General features: G+C 62.7%; 18 protein-coding genes and 3 tRNA genes. 16 read left to right on the top strand and 5 right to left on the bottom strand.

Annotation, left to right across the window (positions count from 1 at the left end; all coding sequences use genetic code 11):
• Positions 1-16 precede the first annotated feature (16 nt).
• The 3 genes from PG898_RS03025 (at position 17) to PG898_RS03015 (ending at position 1715) form a co-directional block, all read left to right on the top strand.
• Positions 17-343, top strand: coding sequence for an HI1450 family dsDNA-mimic protein (locus PG898_RS03025; RefSeq protein WP_043129889.1), 327 nt, complete (start codon positions 17-19; stop codon positions 341-343).
• 53 nt (positions 344-396) lie between these two features.
• Positions 397-1104 carry a monofunctional biosynthetic peptidoglycan transglycosylase gene (gene mtgA, locus PG898_RS03020; protein ID WP_081934449.1) on the top strand — a complete coding sequence of 236 codons (708 nt, stop codon included), beginning with the start codon at positions 397-399 and terminating at the stop codon, positions 1102-1104.
• Between the two features lie 287 nt (positions 1105-1391).
• Positions 1392-1715: an HI1450 family dsDNA-mimic protein gene (locus PG898_RS03015; protein WP_043129887.1), complete on the top strand. Its 324-nt coding sequence runs from the start codon at positions 1392-1394 to the stop codon at positions 1713-1715.
• Between the two features lie 45 nt (positions 1716-1760).
• Here PG898_RS03015 and PG898_RS03010 read toward each other — a convergent pair whose 3' ends face one another.
• Both PG898_RS03010 and PG898_RS03005 read right to left on the bottom strand, forming a co-directional pair.
• A complete protein-coding gene (locus PG898_RS03010; RefSeq protein WP_043129886.1) occupies positions 1761-2072 on the bottom strand; it encodes a DUF1289 domain-containing protein in 312 nt (103 codons plus the stop codon).
• Position 2073: 1 nt separating this feature from the next.
• A complete protein-coding gene (locus tag PG898_RS03005; protein ID WP_043129885.1) occupies positions 2074-2949 on the bottom strand; it encodes a CvfB family protein in 876 nt (291 codons plus the stop codon).
• Between the two features lie 271 nt (positions 2950-3220).
• Between PG898_RS03005 and PG898_RS03000 the strand changes: the two genes are divergently transcribed.
• From PG898_RS03000 to PG898_RS02985, 4 genes are all read left to right on the top strand, one after another.
• Positions 3221-4453 (top strand): UPF0149 family protein, encoded by a 1233-nt coding sequence (locus PG898_RS03000; RefSeq protein WP_043129884.1) that lies wholly within the window; start codon positions 3221-3223, stop codon positions 4451-4453.
• Positions 4454-4603: 150 nt separating this feature from the next.
• The gene (locus PG898_RS02995) at positions 4604-5074 is read left to right on the top strand and encodes a MarR family winged helix-turn-helix transcriptional regulator (protein WP_005331665.1); all 471 of its coding nucleotides are present in this window, start codon (positions 4604-4606) and stop codon (positions 5072-5074) included.
• The gene (locus PG898_RS02990) at positions 5071-5259 is read left to right on the top strand and encodes a DUF4250 domain-containing protein (protein WP_005331650.1); all 189 of its coding nucleotides are present in this window, start codon (positions 5071-5073) and stop codon (positions 5257-5259) included. The genes PG898_RS02995 and PG898_RS02990 overlap by 4 nt, the downstream gene beginning before the upstream one ends.
• Positions 5260-5419: 160 nt before the next feature.
• Positions 5420-5596, top strand: a complete 177-nt coding sequence (locus PG898_RS02985) for a hypothetical protein (RefSeq protein ID WP_005331648.1) — start codon at positions 5420-5422, stop codon at positions 5594-5596.
• A 90-nt stretch (positions 5597-5686) separates the two neighbouring features.
• Here PG898_RS02985 and PG898_RS02980 read toward each other — a convergent pair whose 3' ends face one another.
• Positions 5687-6274, bottom strand: coding sequence for an FMN-dependent NADH-azoreductase (locus PG898_RS02980; RefSeq protein ID WP_270823522.1), 588 nt, complete (start codon positions 6272-6274; stop codon positions 5687-5689).
• A 226-nt stretch (positions 6275-6500) separates the two neighbouring features.
• On the opposite strand from PG898_RS02980, the gene PG898_RS02975 reads away from it, so the two are divergent.
• The 4 genes from PG898_RS02975 to PG898_RS02960 all read left to right on the top strand — a co-directional run bounded on the left by PG898_RS02975 (position 6501) and on the right by PG898_RS02960 (position 9790).
• Complete coding sequence (locus PG898_RS02975) at positions 6501-7391, top strand: DMT family transporter (RefSeq protein WP_270823521.1); 891 nt, start codon at positions 6501-6503, stop codon at positions 7389-7391.
• A 74-nt stretch (positions 7392-7465) separates the two neighbouring features.
• Positions 7466-8644, top strand: coding sequence for a formate-dependent phosphoribosylglycinamide formyltransferase (purT, locus tag PG898_RS02970; RefSeq protein WP_226172718.1), 1179 nt, complete (start codon positions 7466-7468; stop codon positions 8642-8644).
• Between the two features lie 128 nt (positions 8645-8772).
• On the top strand, positions 8773-9432 hold the full coding sequence (hxpB, locus tag PG898_RS02965; protein ID WP_270823520.1) for a hexitol phosphatase HxpB: 660 nt from the start codon (positions 8773-8775) through the stop codon (positions 9430-9432).
• Between the two features lie 154 nt (positions 9433-9586).
• On the top strand, positions 9587-9790 hold the full coding sequence (locus PG898_RS02960) for a CPXCG motif-containing cysteine-rich protein (protein ID WP_005324812.1): 204 nt from the start codon (positions 9587-9589) through the stop codon (positions 9788-9790).
• A gap of 554 nt (positions 9791-10344) precedes the next feature.
• On the opposite strand, the gene PG898_RS02955 is transcribed toward PG898_RS02960, so the two are convergent.
• A complete protein-coding gene (locus PG898_RS02955) occupies positions 10345-10962 on the bottom strand; it encodes a riboflavin synthase (protein ID WP_005324958.1) in 618 nt (205 codons plus the stop codon).
• Between the two features lie 136 nt (positions 10963-11098).
• On the opposite strand from PG898_RS02955, the gene PG898_RS02950 reads away from it, so the two are divergent.
• The 5 genes from PG898_RS02950 to PG898_RS02930 all read left to right on the top strand — a co-directional run bounded on the left by PG898_RS02950 (position 11099) and on the right by PG898_RS02930 (position 13264).
• A complete protein-coding gene (locus tag PG898_RS02950; protein ID WP_005324956.1) occupies positions 11099-11305 on the top strand; it encodes a YaeP family protein in 207 nt (68 codons plus the stop codon).
• Between the two features lie 151 nt (positions 11306-11456).
• Positions 11457-12836: an MATE family efflux transporter gene (locus tag PG898_RS02945; RefSeq protein WP_268434563.1), complete on the top strand. Its 1380-nt coding sequence runs from the start codon at positions 11457-11459 to the stop codon at positions 12834-12836.
• Between the two features lie 170 nt (positions 12837-13006).
• A tRNA-Val gene (locus tag PG898_RS02940) sits at positions 13007-13083 on the top strand.
• A 12-nt stretch (positions 13084-13095) separates the two neighbouring features.
• Positions 13096-13172 (top strand) — tRNA-Val (locus PG898_RS02935).
• A gap of 15 nt (positions 13173-13187) precedes the next feature.
• Positions 13188-13264: transfer RNA gene (locus PG898_RS02930), tRNA-Val, on the top strand.
• 104 nt (positions 13265-13368) lie between these two features.
• On the opposite strand, the gene PG898_RS02925 is transcribed toward PG898_RS02930, so the two are convergent.
• A complete protein-coding gene (locus tag PG898_RS02925; RefSeq protein ID WP_270823516.1) occupies positions 13369-15798 on the bottom strand; it encodes a DNA polymerase II in 2430 nt (809 codons plus the stop codon).
• Positions 15799-15876: the final 78 nt, after the last annotated feature.

The raw sequence follows: 15876 nt of genomic DNA, 5'->3' as shown, positions 1-15876 counted from the left end.
CTGGAACACAGCTCTTATGTCTTTGAATGACGAAATGCACAGCGTCGAGGAACTGCTCGATACCGCCCTCGAACTCTTCATGGAGCTGGCCTCGGACAACCTGCCCGAGCAGGAGATAGCCCTGTTCAACCAGGCGTTCAACGACCGCGGCCTGCTGGCAGAGACGGATCCCGCCGATGACTGGGAAGCGGACGTGGGGTTTGCCGTGAGTGATGCCGAGTACGCCGAGATCTGGATTGGCCTTGGCAATGCCGAGCAAGAGTATGAGCACCTGTTCGCCCGCATGCTGCTCTCCCGCCGTGTCGACGAGAAGTTCTGCCACATCGAATGGCTGCCCCAATAATTCCGGATCCCGACGATCCCGGTCACTATGAGTGGGACTCAGAGCCCGAGCCCGTGAGACCGACGCGCTGGCGTCGCCTGCTGGGCTGGCTCGGCAAGCTGCTGCTGGCGGCGCTGGTCAGCTCCATCGTCTCGGTGGCGCTGCTGCGCTTCATCGATCCCCCCATGTGGACCTGGCGCCTCGAGCGGGCGCTGTTTCCGCCCGCCAAGGTGGCCGAGGTCAAGCACGACTGGGTGCCGCTCGAACGCATTTCTCGGGAGTTGCAGCTGGCGGTGATCGCCGCCGAGGATCAGCGCTTCGCCGATCACAATGGCTTCGATATGGACGCCATCAGCTCGGCACTCAAGCACAACCAGCAAAGCAGGCGGGTGCGCGGCGCCAGTACCCTGAGCCAGCAGACGGCCAAAAACCTCTTCATGTGGAGCGATCGCAGCTTCCTGCGCAAGGGGATTGAGGCCTGGTTCACCCTGCTGATGGAGCTGGGCTGGGACAAGTCCCGCATCCTCGAGGTGTACCTGAACATCGTGGAGTTCGGGCCCGGCATCTATGGCGCCGAAGCCGCCGCCAGGCACTACTTCGGTAAACCGGCGGCTCGCCTGACCCGTTACGAGGCCTCCTTGCTGGCCGCCGCCCTGCCCAATCCCTGGCGCTACCGGGTCAAGCCCCCCTCGCCCTATGTGCAGCAGCGCTCGGCCTGGATCCGCCGCCAGATGAGTCAGCTCGGTCAGATCACCCTGAACCGGGTACACGAGGCCGGCTAGGTTCATCGAGGGGATCGGAGGGCGGCCCCAGATGGCCGCCGACGACCTCCCGGTGCAGCGGTAAATAGTGCCACCACCAGGTCTCCCGTCGCCGCTTGATCTGCCGCCTGTGCTGTCGTCGCTTCATGCTGCCCACATGCCTCGTGATGCCGCCCGATGGCGGCAGCTCTGTTAACCTTATCCCCTGTTTCGGCCATTTGACAGCACGGGGTTACCGGCCTCATACGCTGGTCGCCATCCCCAATAATTGCTAAAGTGGCGAACCTGGACGTATCTGGAGTGATTTCATGGAACAACGTAGCCCGGATCAGCTGGTCGAGTGGGCCTATGATCAGTTTCTGGAGCAGGCCGCCGACATGCTGGCCCCCGAACAAATCGTCGACATCACCCTCGAATTTGAGCAGCGTGGCGCCGTCGAGGCGACCCTGCCCAACGCCGACTGGTCGACCGAGCTCGGCGTGCCGGTCGACATGGAGCGTTGGGCCGAGGTGTGGGTCGGCTTGCTGGATCATCAGGAGGAGTTCGAGGTGATCTACGCCACCTTCCTGCTGCCGCGGGATCAGAGCGAACACCAGGTCCATGTTCGCTGGCACCGCCAGCAACAGGCATAAGAAAAGGCGCCCCTGGCGCCTTTTTCGTCTCTGCTGTTTACCCCTTCAGGGGCGAGCCGCTATGGCCTTGACCAGACAACGGCGGCACCAGCAGGCGCTCGCCTCGCTCATGGGCAAGGAAGGCAGCTGGCTGCACCAGCAACGCTCTATGGGTTCACCGGCGGAGACGGCGCAAAACGCCGGCTCGCCGCATCCCGGACACTGATGGGTGCTGCGCGTGCCGTCCAGCTCGGCCATGCGGGCCAGCTGGGCCTCGCTGTCCATGGCGGACCACTGACCTATCTCGGTCAGGGTCCTGCCGCAGCCGAGACAGAGCCCGTCCTTGGCCCGGCAGTCGCCGATGCAGGGACTCGGCACCTTATTCGCCGTCCTGCGCCGGGCTGGTCTCTGCGGCGACCAGCGTGATGCAGTTGTCTTCGATGACGATCTTGCCCTGCTTGTAGAGCCCGCCGATGGCCTTCTTGAAGGTGCCCTTGCTCATGTTGAACATCTTGTAGATGAGCTCGGGTTCGCTCTTGTCCCCCACCGCAAGGCTGCCACCCTGCTTCTGCAAGCGGGTGAGAATACGGCTGCCGGCATCATCCATCCGATCCTGCCCCGGTTTTTGCAATGTCAGATCCAGCTTGCCATCCTCACGCACCTGCTTGACCCAGGCGGTCAGCGGTCGGCCCGTCATCAAACGGCCGAACACCTCGTTCTTGAACAGCATGCCGGAGTACTGACCATTGACCACGGCCTTGATGCCGAGGGGAGTATGTTCCCCCGGCAGCGCAGTCACCTCGTCACCGGCCTTGAAGGGGGGATCGACGCGCAGGAAGCGCTCGAGGCGGCTGGTGCCCACCATGCGCCCCTCGTTGTCCAGCATCAGGTGCACCAGGTAGACGTGGCCCACCTGCATCGGCTTGTTCTGCTCGCGGCTTGGCACGAACAGATCCTTTTTCATGCCCCAGTCGAGGAAGGCGCCGATCTTGTTGGCGTTGACCACCTTGAGGCCGACGATGTCACCCACCATGGCAAAGGGCTTGTCGGTGGTGATCACCGGCTCGCAATCCGCGTCCAGATAGAGAAAGACGGACACCTCGCCATCTTCGGCGACGCCTTCCGGCAGCTGACGCTTGGGCAACAGCAGCTCGCCATATTCCCCCGCAGCCAGCCAGGCACCGCGATCTTCGAGCTCAACGACGGTGAGGGTGTTCATCTTGCCAATCTGTAACATGGTGATCTCTTCTTTCAATATCCGGATGGGCCTGCAATTCATGGCCCGTAATAGATGCGCATCGCTCCTGTCGTCGGCCGAGGGAGGACAAAAGCTCGCGTTTTTCATGCAGGCCCGCATGTTACCTCAGAGCCGTGGCAGGACCTAGTCCCTTGCCCGCACCCGCGCAGGATTTTCATCTCGGTGTGACCCTGGCCTGGCGATATTAGCAGCACTCGGTCGCCCCTTGGCTGCAAATAACCCCGCTTTTAGGTAGACTTCGCGGCCGTCAAATCCAGAGGAAGCGTCGATGAACCCAGCCACTCGTACTCGTCATCTCAATCAATGGCTCCAGAGTCACAGCCAGCAGGACATGAGTTACCCGGCCCTGCACGGCTTCCTCTGCGCCCGTCTGACGGGGCCGACCGCCCCTGATTGGCAAGATCCGCTGGCCGGGCTGCTGCCCCATGACGCAACGCTGGATGAGAAGAGTGCCGAGGCGCTGCACCATCTGATCGCCGAGCTGGAGGCCCAGGCCGACGACGCCCAGCTGGCCCTGCCGAGCCAGTGTCGCCTCTCCACCGACAATCCTGATCAGGTATTCGAGCAGAGTCATCCCCTCGGCCAATGGAGCTACGGCTTCAGTCAAGGGGTGGCCCGCTGGCCCACGCCGACGGATCTGAACGATCCCGCCACTCGCTACCGCTTCAGCCTGGTGGCCGAGCTCTGCCTGTTCCGTGACAGACCCATGGCCCAGATGCTGTACCAGGCCGCGGCCAGCGAGCTGCCCTTCCTGGATTTTTGCAAGCGCCAGCGCCAGCAGATGAAGACGGCCCTCAACCTTCTGCTGACCCTGGATCATGACGAGGCACAGCATGAAGAAGAACCCCTTCTCGACAACGAACAGACCCGCCAGTGGCAGCAGTGCTTCGAGCAGGCGGCGCAGTGCCGCGATCCCCTCGCCCGCCTCTCCTGGTTTGACCGCATCATTGCCGATGCCAGCCCCCTGTTCGACGAGGCCTTCTGGCAACAACACGCAGGCCGCGGCTGGAGCGCCCCCAAGGCCCGCCCACTGATCGCGGCCCAGGCGGGCCGGGCCGATTGCCTGCTGCGACTGGGGCAGCAGGAGCAGGCGCGCCACGCATACCTGGCCCTGCTCGACCTCTGTCAGGCCGACGAGCCCGGCTGTCGTCATCCCCTCTCCAGTCTCTACGCCTGGCAAGGGGATTGGACCGCCCTGCAGGGGCTGCTGGTGCGCTTCAATGAGGCCTCCTGCTGGCTGCGCTACAACAAGGCGCTGATGGTGTTTGCCACCGAAGGCGAGCAGGCGGCGCAGCCCCATCTGGTCGCCGCCCTTGACGCCAACCCCCATGTACCCGCCACCCTGCTGGGCCAGCGCAGGCTACCCAAGCAAGAGCCCCGCCACTGGCAGGGGGGCAGCCGCGATGAGGCCGCGCTCTATGCGCTCCAGAGCCGCGAGGCCTGGCTTGCTCATAATGCCTTGATCTGGCTGCGTAAAAGTGTAAACAACAAGGCCAGTTGAGACCCTGGTTGCCGGATCCGTAGCGCAACACGTGCGCAAACGCACATTTTTCTGATGCCCGTTCAGACAAATGCCCTTGTGTTACGTATCATCAAGGTCAAAGTATCAAAAGAAACTGCACCCGATGCAGCCGCCACAGCAGGATGTCATATGTCGAAGATCATAGAGCTGCTCGCGCACTATCCTCCCTATCAGCTGGTTCATGCCGCTGAAATGGTGCGCGATACCTTTGAACAGTTTTACCAGCAGCGGTACCAGCTGACGGTGCCACAATGGCGCCTGATGATGGTGCTTGGCCCCCACTATCCCATCAGCCAGAAAGAGCTGGTGGAGGCGAGCGGGATGGACAAGGTGCGGATCTCCCGCGAGATCCACCGTCTGGTGGAGAAGGGTATTCTGTTCACCGAGAGCAGCGCCCAGGACAAGCGCATCAGTCTGGTCTCCTTCACCCCGGCGGGGCTCACCCTGTTCCAGCAGCTCAAGACCGAAGCTGGCAGCTGGCAGCACACCCTCACCGACTATCTGCCCGCCGAGGCGCGTCAGAGCATACGGCTGCACCTGCAAAGCGTGAGCGACGCCATCGAACAACTCCACCTGCTGGACAGCGAGCAACAATCATGAACCTGACCCGCTTTGCCACTATGGATATCAACATGCTGCTGAGCGTGGTCAACATGCAGCTTCGTGATCATTACGCTGATCTGGACGATCTCTGCCGGGCGCAGGATCTCGACAAGGAGGCCCTGATCGCACGGCTGGCCGGCGGCGATTTCCACTACCAGCCTGATCAAAAGCAGTTCAGATAGGGATCCGGATCACAAGCTGTCTCGTGGCGCTGGCCGTGGCGGCAAAAACTGCTAAGGTGAGTGCACCCCCGCTGGACCATGGGCCTGAGGTATGGATACATCAGGCTGTCACAGAGGGCGGTTAGCCTTATTTCGCTCACCATCAGCCAAGGACGACCCCATGATCCTGACCCGACAGACCAGCCTGATCATCATCAGCGCCCTCTTCACGATCAGCCTCTTCTCCCCCCATCTGCCCCAGAGTACAGAGCAGTGGCTCAGCAGCCTGCTGCTGGGATCCCTGGTGGTGGTCTGCCTGCTGGTCGGCAGCGGCTGCCGTCGCTTTATCTGGGATTGAAGAGTGGCGTCCGCCATCTGAAAACAACAACGCAGCCTGATGGCTGCGTTGTTGTTTCACGACCCGGATGAGCAGGCAACCGTCACGGCATCAGTATGCCAGGGTTTCCAGCTGCTCCTTGGCCTGCTCGATGCCCTTGGCCTGCGCCTCGGGACCCATGCCCATGCCTTCGGCATAGATGAAGTCCACTTCCTTGATGCCGATGAAGCCCAGCACGGTGCGCATGTAGGGGGTCACCAGATCGGTGGCATTGCCCACATGCATGCCACCACGGGGGCTGACCACCAGGGCGCGGGTGTTCTCCACTAGGCCGACCGGGCCGGTCTCGGTGTAGCGGAAGGTAACGCCGGCACGGGCCACCAGATCGATCCAGTTCTTCAGCTGGGTCGGGATGTTGAAGTTGTACATGGGGGCTGCGATGATCACCAGATCGCTCGCCTTGAGCTCGGCCACCAGCTCGTCGGACTGGGCCAGCACGGCCAGCTGACGCTCATTCAGGTTTTCGCCACCGCGCAGGCCCATGGCCAGCTCGCCGTCGAGCACCGGCAGATTCAGGGTTGCCAGATCACGCACAGTGACGCTGTCACCTTGGCGCTCGGCCAGGTAGCCGTCGATCAGGGCGTTGGATTGGGAATACTGGCCCAGGATGCTGGACTTGAGAACGAGGATATTGGCCATGGTGAAACTCCATTTGGTTGTCGGTTGAACAGCTTGGCTGTCGATGGAGGTCACTATAAAGATTGAGTTTCAAGGCGGATAGCGAAAATAGATGCTCAAGTTATTCAAATATTTTGATGCTTGAACACTTAGTCGCCAGCAGGGTACTCACCAAGCACCCCGGCCTTGGCAGAACAAACGATTGCCGTTATGATCCGCCGCACTTTTTTTAAGTGACCCGGATCCCATGGCACCCTCCCGCAGGCACTCCCCCTTTGCCGGTGCAGTCTGGATGATGGTGGCAGGCCTCTGCTTTGCCGCCGTCAACAGCCTGAGCCAGTTTGTCAGCTTCAAGCTCGGCCTCCCCTCGACCCAGGTCGCCTTTCACCAATACCTGGTCGCCCTGATCTGCCTGCTGCCCTGGCTCGTTCGTCACGGCCTGCGCCAATCCCTGATGACCAACCAGCTGCGGCTGCACCTGCTGCGCGTCGCCCTGGCAGTCATCGGCATCCAGTTCTGGCTCTGGGCGCTGGCGGTGCCCGTGCCCATCTGGCAGGGCATAGCGCTCTTGATGACCTCGCCCCTGTTCGCCACCCTCGGCTCCGCCTTACTGCTCAAGGAGCAGGTGAGCCGGGCACGCATCCTGGCCACCCTGGCGGGCTTTGTCGGGGCCATGCTGATCCTGGCCCCCTGGACCGATGACTTCAGCTGGGCCTCCCTGCTGCCGGTGGTGGCCGCCCTGTTCTGGGCCGGTTACTCCCTGCTGGTGCGCTATCAGGCGGCGAGCGAATCGTCCCACACCATAGTGGTCTACCTGCTCATCTTCAGCACCCCCTTCAACGCCATGCTGGCCCTGCCGGAATGGCAGTGGCCAAGCGAGATCCAGTGGCTGCTGGTGGCGGCCTCCGGGGTGCTGTCGGCCCTGGCCCAGATGTCCATCGCCCGCGCCTACAGCGTGGCCGAGGCCTCCTTCGTGCAACCCTTTGACTTTGCCAAGCTGCCCATGAACGTACTGGCGGGCTGGCTGGTGTTTGGCTGGGCGCCTCCCGGCCGATTGTGGCTCGGCGCCGCCATCATCATAGGCGCCATCACGCTGCTGACCCATCTGGAGCAGCGCGCCCACAAATCCGTTTCCTGAGGTACGCCATGCGTGCCTCTTTTTTTTACTCACTCGGGTCAGCAACCCTGACCATGGACATCAGGAGAGATCAGATGTTTGGAACCGCCACCCGCCCCGCTGCCACCCGTGCCCTGCTGCTCGGTTCAGGCGAACTCGGCAAGGAAGTCGCCATCGAGCTGCAACGCCTTGGCATAGAAGTGATCGCCGCCGACCGCTACGCCAATGCTCCCGCCATGCAGGTTGCCCACAAAGCCCACGTGCTGGACATGCTCGATGGTGCCGCCCTGCGCGCCCTGGTGGCCGAGGTCAAGCCCGACCTTATCATCCCCGAGATTGAAGCCATCGCCACCGATACCCTGGCGCAGCTTGAGCAGGAAGGGGTCAGGGTCGTGCCCAACGCCCGCGCCACCCAGCTCACCATGAACAGGGAGGGGATCCGCCGCCTCGCCGCCGAAGAGCTGGGCCTTCCCACCTCTTCCTACCGCTTCGCCCAGAGCAAGGAGGAGTTTGTCGCCGCCGTCGAGGCCATAGGCCTGCCCTGCGTGGTGAAACCCGTGATGAGCTCCTCCGGCAAGGGCCAGAGCCTGCTGCGCGATCTTGCCAAACTGGACGAGAGCTGGACCTATGCCCAGGAGGGTGGCCGCGCCGGTCGTGGCAAGGTGATAGTCGAAGGCTTCGTGCCCTTCGAGTACGAGATAACGCTGCTCACGGTGCGCGCCGTGGACGGCATTCACTTCTGCGATCCCATAGGCCATCGGCAGGAAGATGGCGACTACCGCGAATCCTGGCAGCCGCAAGCCATGAGCGAGCTGGCGCTGGCCCGCGCCAAAGAGGTCGCGGCCAAGGTGGTCGAGGCCCTCGGCGGTCATGGCCTGTTCGGGGTGGAGCTCTTCATCAGGGGCGACGAGGTGTGGTTCAGCGAAGTGTCACCCCGCCCCCACGACACCGGCATGGTAACCCTGATCTCCCAGGATCTCTCCGAGTTCGCCCTGCACGTACGGGCCATTCTGGGGCTGCCGGTCGGCACCATCACCCAGTTCGGGCCGAGCGCCTCCGCCGTGGTGTTGCGGGAAGGCCACAGCCAGAACATCCGCTATGGCGCCATTGGCGAGGCCCTGGCTCTGGTACCGGGTGCCCAGTTGCGTCTGTTCGGCAAACCCGAGATCGCCGGTCGTCGCCGTCTCGGCGTGGCGCTGGCCCGGGGCGAAGATTGCAATGAAGCGGTCGAACAGGCCAAGGCGGTCGCCGCCCGGGTCGAGGTGCTCTTCTAGACCGCTCTCTTTGTTACGTAAAAACAAACGTTTATCTGCGTGATCCGGCGCAAGGGGCAGGCTTCTGCCCCTTTTCCATTGAAGCGCCGGGCTTATAATCCCCCCTTCACCTATGTCAGGAGTACAAGATGTTAACTGCCGTGATCTTCGATATGGATGGTGTTCTGATCGACTCGGAACCCTTTTGGCAACGGGCCCAGATGGCCGTCTTCTCCGAGCTGGGCCACTTCCACACCGAGGAGGACTGCAACTCCACCATAGGGGTGCGCATCGATCAGCTGGTGGCCCACTGGTATCGCCTGCGCCCCTGGAACGGCCCGACCCAGGAAGAGGTGGTCCAGCGCATCTTGGATCAGGTGATAGCGCTCATCCTGCAGGAAGGTCAGGCCAAGGCCGGCGTGCTGGAAACCCTCGACCTCATCGAGGCCCGTGGCCTCAAGATTGGCCTGGCTACCTCTTCCCCCTTCACCATGGTGGAGGCGGTGCTCGGCAAACTCGGCATCCGGGATCGCTTCATGGCGGTCCACTCCGCCGAGGTGGAGCGCTTTGGCAAGCCCCACCCGGATGTCTATATCCACGCCGCCGAGAAGCTAGGCGTCGAACCCGTGCACTGTCTGGCCATCGAGGACAGCTTCACCGGCCTGCTGGCGGCCAAGGCGGCCTCCATGAAGGCGCTGATTGTGCCGGACCCGGCCCTTGTCGGCGATCCACGCCTCGCCATCGCCGATCACCAGTTGCATTCGCTCGCTGAGCTGGATGCCGACATACTGACCCGCTGGGTGGCTTGAATCCATCCGGGGCCAAGGGCGTGTCGGATCAGAATATCGGGGCACCGTGCATCCCTTGAACCCTGTCATAAACGTGCGCCCGCTCGCGGTTGGGCCGCCTCTTGCCGACTAGAATCAGGGAACAGAGGCGGCCCAAGGGCCCGAGGAGGTCACCATGATCGAATACATCAGCAAGCGCATCGTCTGCCCGCACTGCGGCCACCACACCCGGGTCGAGCTGGATGCCAGCCAGGGGGATCAGGAGTTCTACGAGGACTGCATGGCCTGTTGCAACCCGATCCACCTGCGATTGCACCGGGATGACGCTCGCGACTGCCTGCAGCTGTTTGTGGATGCGGACGACGAGCAGATGTTCTGATTGCCGTTTCGATGGCTTGGCCTGCATGAAGCAGCCTGTGTCATCGGGTGCATACGTGATGGCGTCACCCTGCGCTGGGGATGAGGACTGAAGCAACGCCATGCTGTCGATTCCAGGCTCGCTTCTCTTCAGGTACCTGAGCCCCTCAAAATGATCCCATAGAAAAAAGCCCCTCGGAGAACCTCAAATCATCCTGAAGTTCGCCAAGGGGCCTTGTCGCTTATGTGATGGTTGTCGGCTCATGGATGTGCCAGACACTCGAAGTGTAGGTCCGGTTTCATCCTTCGGCCAGCGTCAGACAGCCAGGCTCCGTGAGACACAGCAGGCCAAGGGGTTGCCGGCCACACCGGGCATGGTGTTTATCCTCGCCACAGGGTTCTCCTGTTAATCGCTTTGGGCCCGTCATCTCGATGGGCTTCTTCTGGCTCAGCCGCTGCAAGATGCGGACACAGGCCCATGACGGCCGGGGTTCTGCGCTGACTGAAGCCTTTACAGCCACGGATAGGACAGGCCCCCATGATGCAGGCCCAGCTTGAGGGGTGAACGCAGGCGGATCAGGCTGACTGGCGCGCCGCCAGCACCCGCTCCACCGTGTCGACGATGGCCTGGGTCTGGGGATCGATCTCGATATTGGTCTGCCAGCCCGCCTTGATCCAGCCCAGGTTGGTGCGGGCCAGGGTCTCGGGAATGAGGTTGACGCAAAACTCGCTGCCGCGCACCTCGCCTATGGTCAGACTGATACCGTCGATGCCGATGTAGCCCTTGGTCAGCACGTATTTCATCAGTTCGGGGGCGAGGCGGTACCACACCTGGCGATTGTTGGGGGTGTCGATGACCGAGGTGACCTCGGCCGTGCCCATGATGTGGCCGGACATGGCATGGCCGCCAATCTCGTCGCCAAAGCGGGCGGCCCGCTCCACGTTGACCTTGTCCCCTACCCCGAGCGCACCGAGGTTGGTCAGGCGCAGGGTCTCCTGCATCAGATCGAAGCTGACCAGGTCCCCCTCCACCCGGGTGACCGTCAGGCAGCAGCCGTTGTGGGCCACGGAGGCGCCAAGCGCCAGCCCCTCACCCCAGGCCGGGCTCGGCATGCGGATCACATGGGTGCGAAAGTTGGGCAGCTCTTCGATGGCCACCAGTTCGGCGGTTCCCTGTACTATGCCGGTGAACATGTCTCGTCTCCACGCTGTAATAAAATTGTCGGCAGGTTACCCCCGGCCACAGTGCAAGACAAGGGTGCCGGCTGACAAGGCGGGCCCCGATCGTTATAGTGACCCCATTCAATCCAGGCTTAACGAGGAAACAAAAATGCAGGTATATCAATGCTGTGAAGCCATTCGCATCGCCTACAACCAGATAGGCTCCGGCGAGCAGGGCTATGTGCCCCAGGCCATCGCCGCCAGCATACGGGCGCTCAACGCCGTGGCGAGCGACGATAGGGTGCCTGCGGATCTGCGCGAGCAGGCCGCCTACGCCGCCGCCAACCTGCTGATCAGCGATCACGAAGACGCCTGATCTCGGGTAGAAATGCACCGCCAACCTTCCCCGTTGGCGGATTTTCAGGCTAGAATGACACCCCCGCGTTTTGTCTCCTCCCGGCAGGAGATAAAAGCCCCTCTCATTTACCCGTTCTTTTCTCTTTTATCTGATCCACTCGGAGGTGTCAGTGCAACGTTATTGGACCGAGGCGAAGCAGCTCGTTCGCCTAGCCAGCCCCATACTGGTGGCCCAGGTGGCCCAGATCGCCATGAACTTCGTCGATACCGTGATGGCGGGTCAGGTCAGTGCCGTGGATCTCGCCGCCGTGTCGGTGGCCTCCAGCTTCTGGCTGCCGATCATCTTGCTGGTGCAGGGCATCATCATGGCGCTCACCCCCATCGTTTCCCAGCTCAACGGGGCCCGCAAACGGGACGAGATCCGCCCGGCCGTGCACCAGGGCTTCTGGCTGGCGCTGATGGTGACCCCCATCGCCATGCTGGCACTCTACTTCAGTCCGCTGGCGCTGCAGTTCATGGATGTGGATCCCGTGATGGCGGAGAAGACCGCCGGTTACCTGCACGCCATCCTGTGGGGCCTGCCCGCCTTCGTGCTGTTCCAGGTACTGCGCAACTTCAGCGAGGGACTCTCCCACACCATGCCCACCATGGTGATAGGGTTTGTCGGGCTGGCGGTCAACATCCCCGCCAACTACATCTTCATCCACGGCCACTTTGGCATGCCGAAACTCGGCGGCGTCGGCTGCGGCGTGGCCACCGCCATCGTGCTCTGGGCCATGCTGCTGGCGATGATCGCCTACGTGAAGCTCTCCCCCCACTTCAAGAAGATCAACCTGTTCGCCCAGTTGGCACGCCCCAACGGCAGCCGGATCTGGCGGCTGTTTCGCTTAGGGTTCCCCATCGCCATGGCCATCTTCTGCGAGGTAACCCTGTTCACCGTGGTGGCACTGATGCTGGCCCCCTTCGGCGCCGAAACAGTGGCAAGCCACCAGATAGCGCTGAACTTCTCCAGCCTGGTGTTCATGCTGCCGCTCTCCATTGGCGTCGGCGTGACCATCAGAGTCGGCCACAGCATAGGGGAAGGCCAGCCGGAGCAAGCCCGGGTCGCCGCCCGCACCGGTCTGATGCTCGGCATGGCGGTGGCCGCCGGTACCGCCGCCCTGACGGTGCTGCTGCGCGAGCCCATCGCAGGCATCTATACCGATGATCTCCAGGTGATCACGCTGGCCGCCACCCTGCTGTTCTTCGCCGCCATCTACCAGATCTCCGATTCGGTGCAGGTGGTGGCCGCCGCCGCCCTGCGCGGCTACAAGGACACCCAGGCGATTTTTTACATCACCATCATCGCCTACTGGGGCATGGGGTTGCCCACCGGCATGATCCTGGGGCTGACCGACTGGGTGGTGCCGCGCATGGGGCCGCAGGGTTTCTGGGTCGGCTTCATCGTCGGCCTCACCGGCGCCGCCCTGATGCTGGGGGCGCGGCTGAGGTTCATCTATAGCCGCTTCGCGAGCCCGGAGGCCTGCACCGCGCTTTCCCGGGCCCAATAAAGGGCGCCACGACGCCGCTCAATCGAGCTGCTCGCCTGCAAAATCAACAGGCTGCGCAAGAACTGGGCAAACAGTCTCCTTTGTGCATGTCCCTTGTTGACAGCCTTTGGGGGCATGGGTAGTATGCCGACCACGCAAGCGACGTCGTGTTCGCTTGCATGATGAAAAGCGGGTTTATAGCTCAGTTGGTTAGAGCACTACCTTGACATGGTAGGGGTCGTTGGTTCGAATCCAATTAAACCCACCACTTTTCCGTGATGCGTCCTTAGCTCAGCTGGTTAGAGCACCACCTTGACATGGTGGGGGTCGGTGGTTCGAATCCACTAGGACGCACCATCACGACACTGTTATGCGTCCTTAGCTCAGCTGGTTAGAGCATCACCTTGACATGGTGGGGGTCGGTGGTTCGAATCCACTAGGACGCACCAAATTTGAAAAGCCCGCTCCTTGAGCGGGCTTTTTGCATTCTGACGTTGCCCTGTCCTCCCGGTCATCCTGACCCGGATCAGCCCCGGCTGCGGGGGCTGGCTCGCTAGAAGAGATCCAGCTGCTGGCCGCAGATACGGTCGAACGACTCGCCGATGAAGGGGAGGATGGCGTCGGCGATGGGCCTCAGCTGCTTGTCGATGTAGTGCTCGTAGTCGATGGCGCTGCGCCTGTACTCCAGCGGCTCTGGGCCGTTCAGGGTCATCAGATAGGCGATGGTGCCCCTGTGCTGATAGCGCTGGGGCAAGCCGCGGCGCAGGTTCTCTTCGTCCGCCAGGCGCGCCGCCCGCACGTGTGGCGGCACATTCTTCTGATACTCCTCGAGTTTTTGGCGCAGCCGCTTGCGGTAGATGAGCAGATCGTCGTGCAGGCCAGCACGGGTCTCATCCACCATGGTGCGCACATAGCCGCTGGGATCTTCATCGTGAAACACCAGCTCGTAGAGGCGGGTCTGAAACTGCTTGGCCAGCATGGTCCAGTCGGTGCGCACCGATTCGAGCCCCTTGAACACCAGCTGCTCACTCCCCTCCTGCCCCTCGCCGCCGACCAGGCCGGCATAGCGCTTCTTGCTCCCCTTCTCCAGCCCGCGGATGGTCGGCATCAGGAAGCGGCGGTAGTGGGTCTCGTATTCGATCTCGAGATAACAGGGCAGATCGAACTCGCGCCTGATCAGCGCCGTCCAGTTGTCGTTGATCATGGTGGCCAGCTCGCGGCCAATCTGTTCGGCCTGCTGCGGGCTCGTCTCCCTGTTCAGGTGAACGAAGGTGGAGTCGGTGTCGCCATAGATCACCTCGAACCCCTTCGCCTCTATCCACTCCCGGGTCTGCTGCATGATGCTGTGACCACGCAAAGTGATCGATGATGCCAGCCTGGGATCATAGAAGCGGCAGCCCCCCGATCCCAGCACGCCGTAGAAGGAGTTCATGATGATCTTGATGGCCTGGGAGAGCGCCTTGTTGCTGGCCGCCTTGGCCCTATCCCGCGCCGCCCACAGGGTGGCGATAAGGTCAGGCAGGAAGTGCCGCTCGCGGGAGAAGAGGGCGCCGCGAAAGCCGGGAATAGCCTGTTCGGGGTGCTGCAACCCCTCCACCAATCCCATGGGATCGATGCAGAAGGTGCGGATGATGCTGGGGTAAAGGCTCTTGAAATCGAGCACCAGCACGTGGCGATAGAGGCCGGGCTTGGAGTCCATCACATAGCCGCCGGGGCTCGCCAGCCCCCCGTCGGCGGGCAGATTGGGGGCCACGTAGCCGCCGCGATGCAGCCGCGGCAGGTAGAGGTTGGTAAAGGCCGCCACCGAGCCCCCCACCCGGTCCAGTTCGAGACCAGTGAGGGAGGCGCGCTCTATGGCAAAGGGGATGAGGTGGCAGTAGTCGAAGATCTCCCACACCAGCTTGCAGTCTTCCAGGTTGTAGCGGGCCAGCGCCTCCTTGTCGGAGTGGAACAGCTCGGTGATCTTCTCCCCCCGGTTCGCCACGTCCTCGATATCCTTGCCGCGACCGAGCAACTCGCTGGCCACCGCATCCAGGCTGTAGCTCGCAAACTGCCAGGTGGCGCTTTTGAGAGTATCTATGCCATCGAGCACCATGCGCCCAGGGATGATGACGTTGCCGGTCTGGGGATCCCCCCGCGACGAGCGCCAGAAGCAGAGCTCGCGCCCTCGCCCCAGCCGCAGCCGCCGCTTGCCCAGCTCGGCGCGGCGCAGCAGCAGGCGAAAGTCAAAGTTCACCACGTTCCAGCCGATCACCAGATCCGGGTCGTGCCGTTGAAACCAGCTCTCCAGCGCGCCGAGCAGGGCGCTTTCATCCGCCACCCACTCGACCTGGGTGCCCCAGCTGTCGGCATCCGCCTCCGGGTTGCCTATCATGATGACCCGCGCATCCTGCTCGCTGTAAAGACCGACCGAGAAAAGCGCCCCGTCCATGGCACACTCCACGTCCAGCGACACCCAGGAGAGGGTCGGCGTCACCGCCTGGGGCGCGCAGCGCGCCTCGTTCACCTCCCAGTAGCCCTGCCTGCCCCCCTTTTTTACCGCCCGGCCATCGAAGCGCACGCCAGCGGTGATGAAGCGTTCCATCAGGAAGCGCTCCGGCAGCCGGATATCCGCCTCGAAGTGCTCCAGCCCGCGAATGAGCAGCAGCTCGATGGCGCGGTGAAAGGCGCTCAGGGTGGCAAAATAGCAACCCACCACAGGGCGGCCATCGAAGGTGTGCATGGGCAGGCGGCGAAACCGCCCACTCACCCCGGCGCCCTTGAACAACTCGGCGGCTTCGGCCATGTGGCTCTGTGGCAGGAAGAAGACCGGCTCCTGCCCCGGCACCACCAGTCGCACCGGCCCCTGGGCACTCCAGAGCCACATCACGATTTCGGTCGTGGCAGCCTGCCCGTTGCGGCCACGCACGTCCCGACCGTGGCGGGTCAGGATAAAACCGTCGAGCGGCGGGGTGGCGGGCACGGGGGGCTGGGTCGCAGTCATGAAGAATAGGGGTCGGCCTTGGGATGGGATATTGTACGTTCATACAGTGCCCGGCCGCAATTCCCCCGCGTCATGGGG

It is taken from the genome of Aeromonas sp. QDB31 (assembly GCF_027707605.1).
In the GTDB taxonomy this organism is placed as follows: Bacteria; Pseudomonadota; Gammaproteobacteria; order Enterobacterales; family Aeromonadaceae; genus Aeromonas; species Aeromonas media.
The sequence above is the reverse complement of the archived record's forward strand: the minus strand, read 5'-3'. Positions and strand labels throughout refer to the sequence as shown.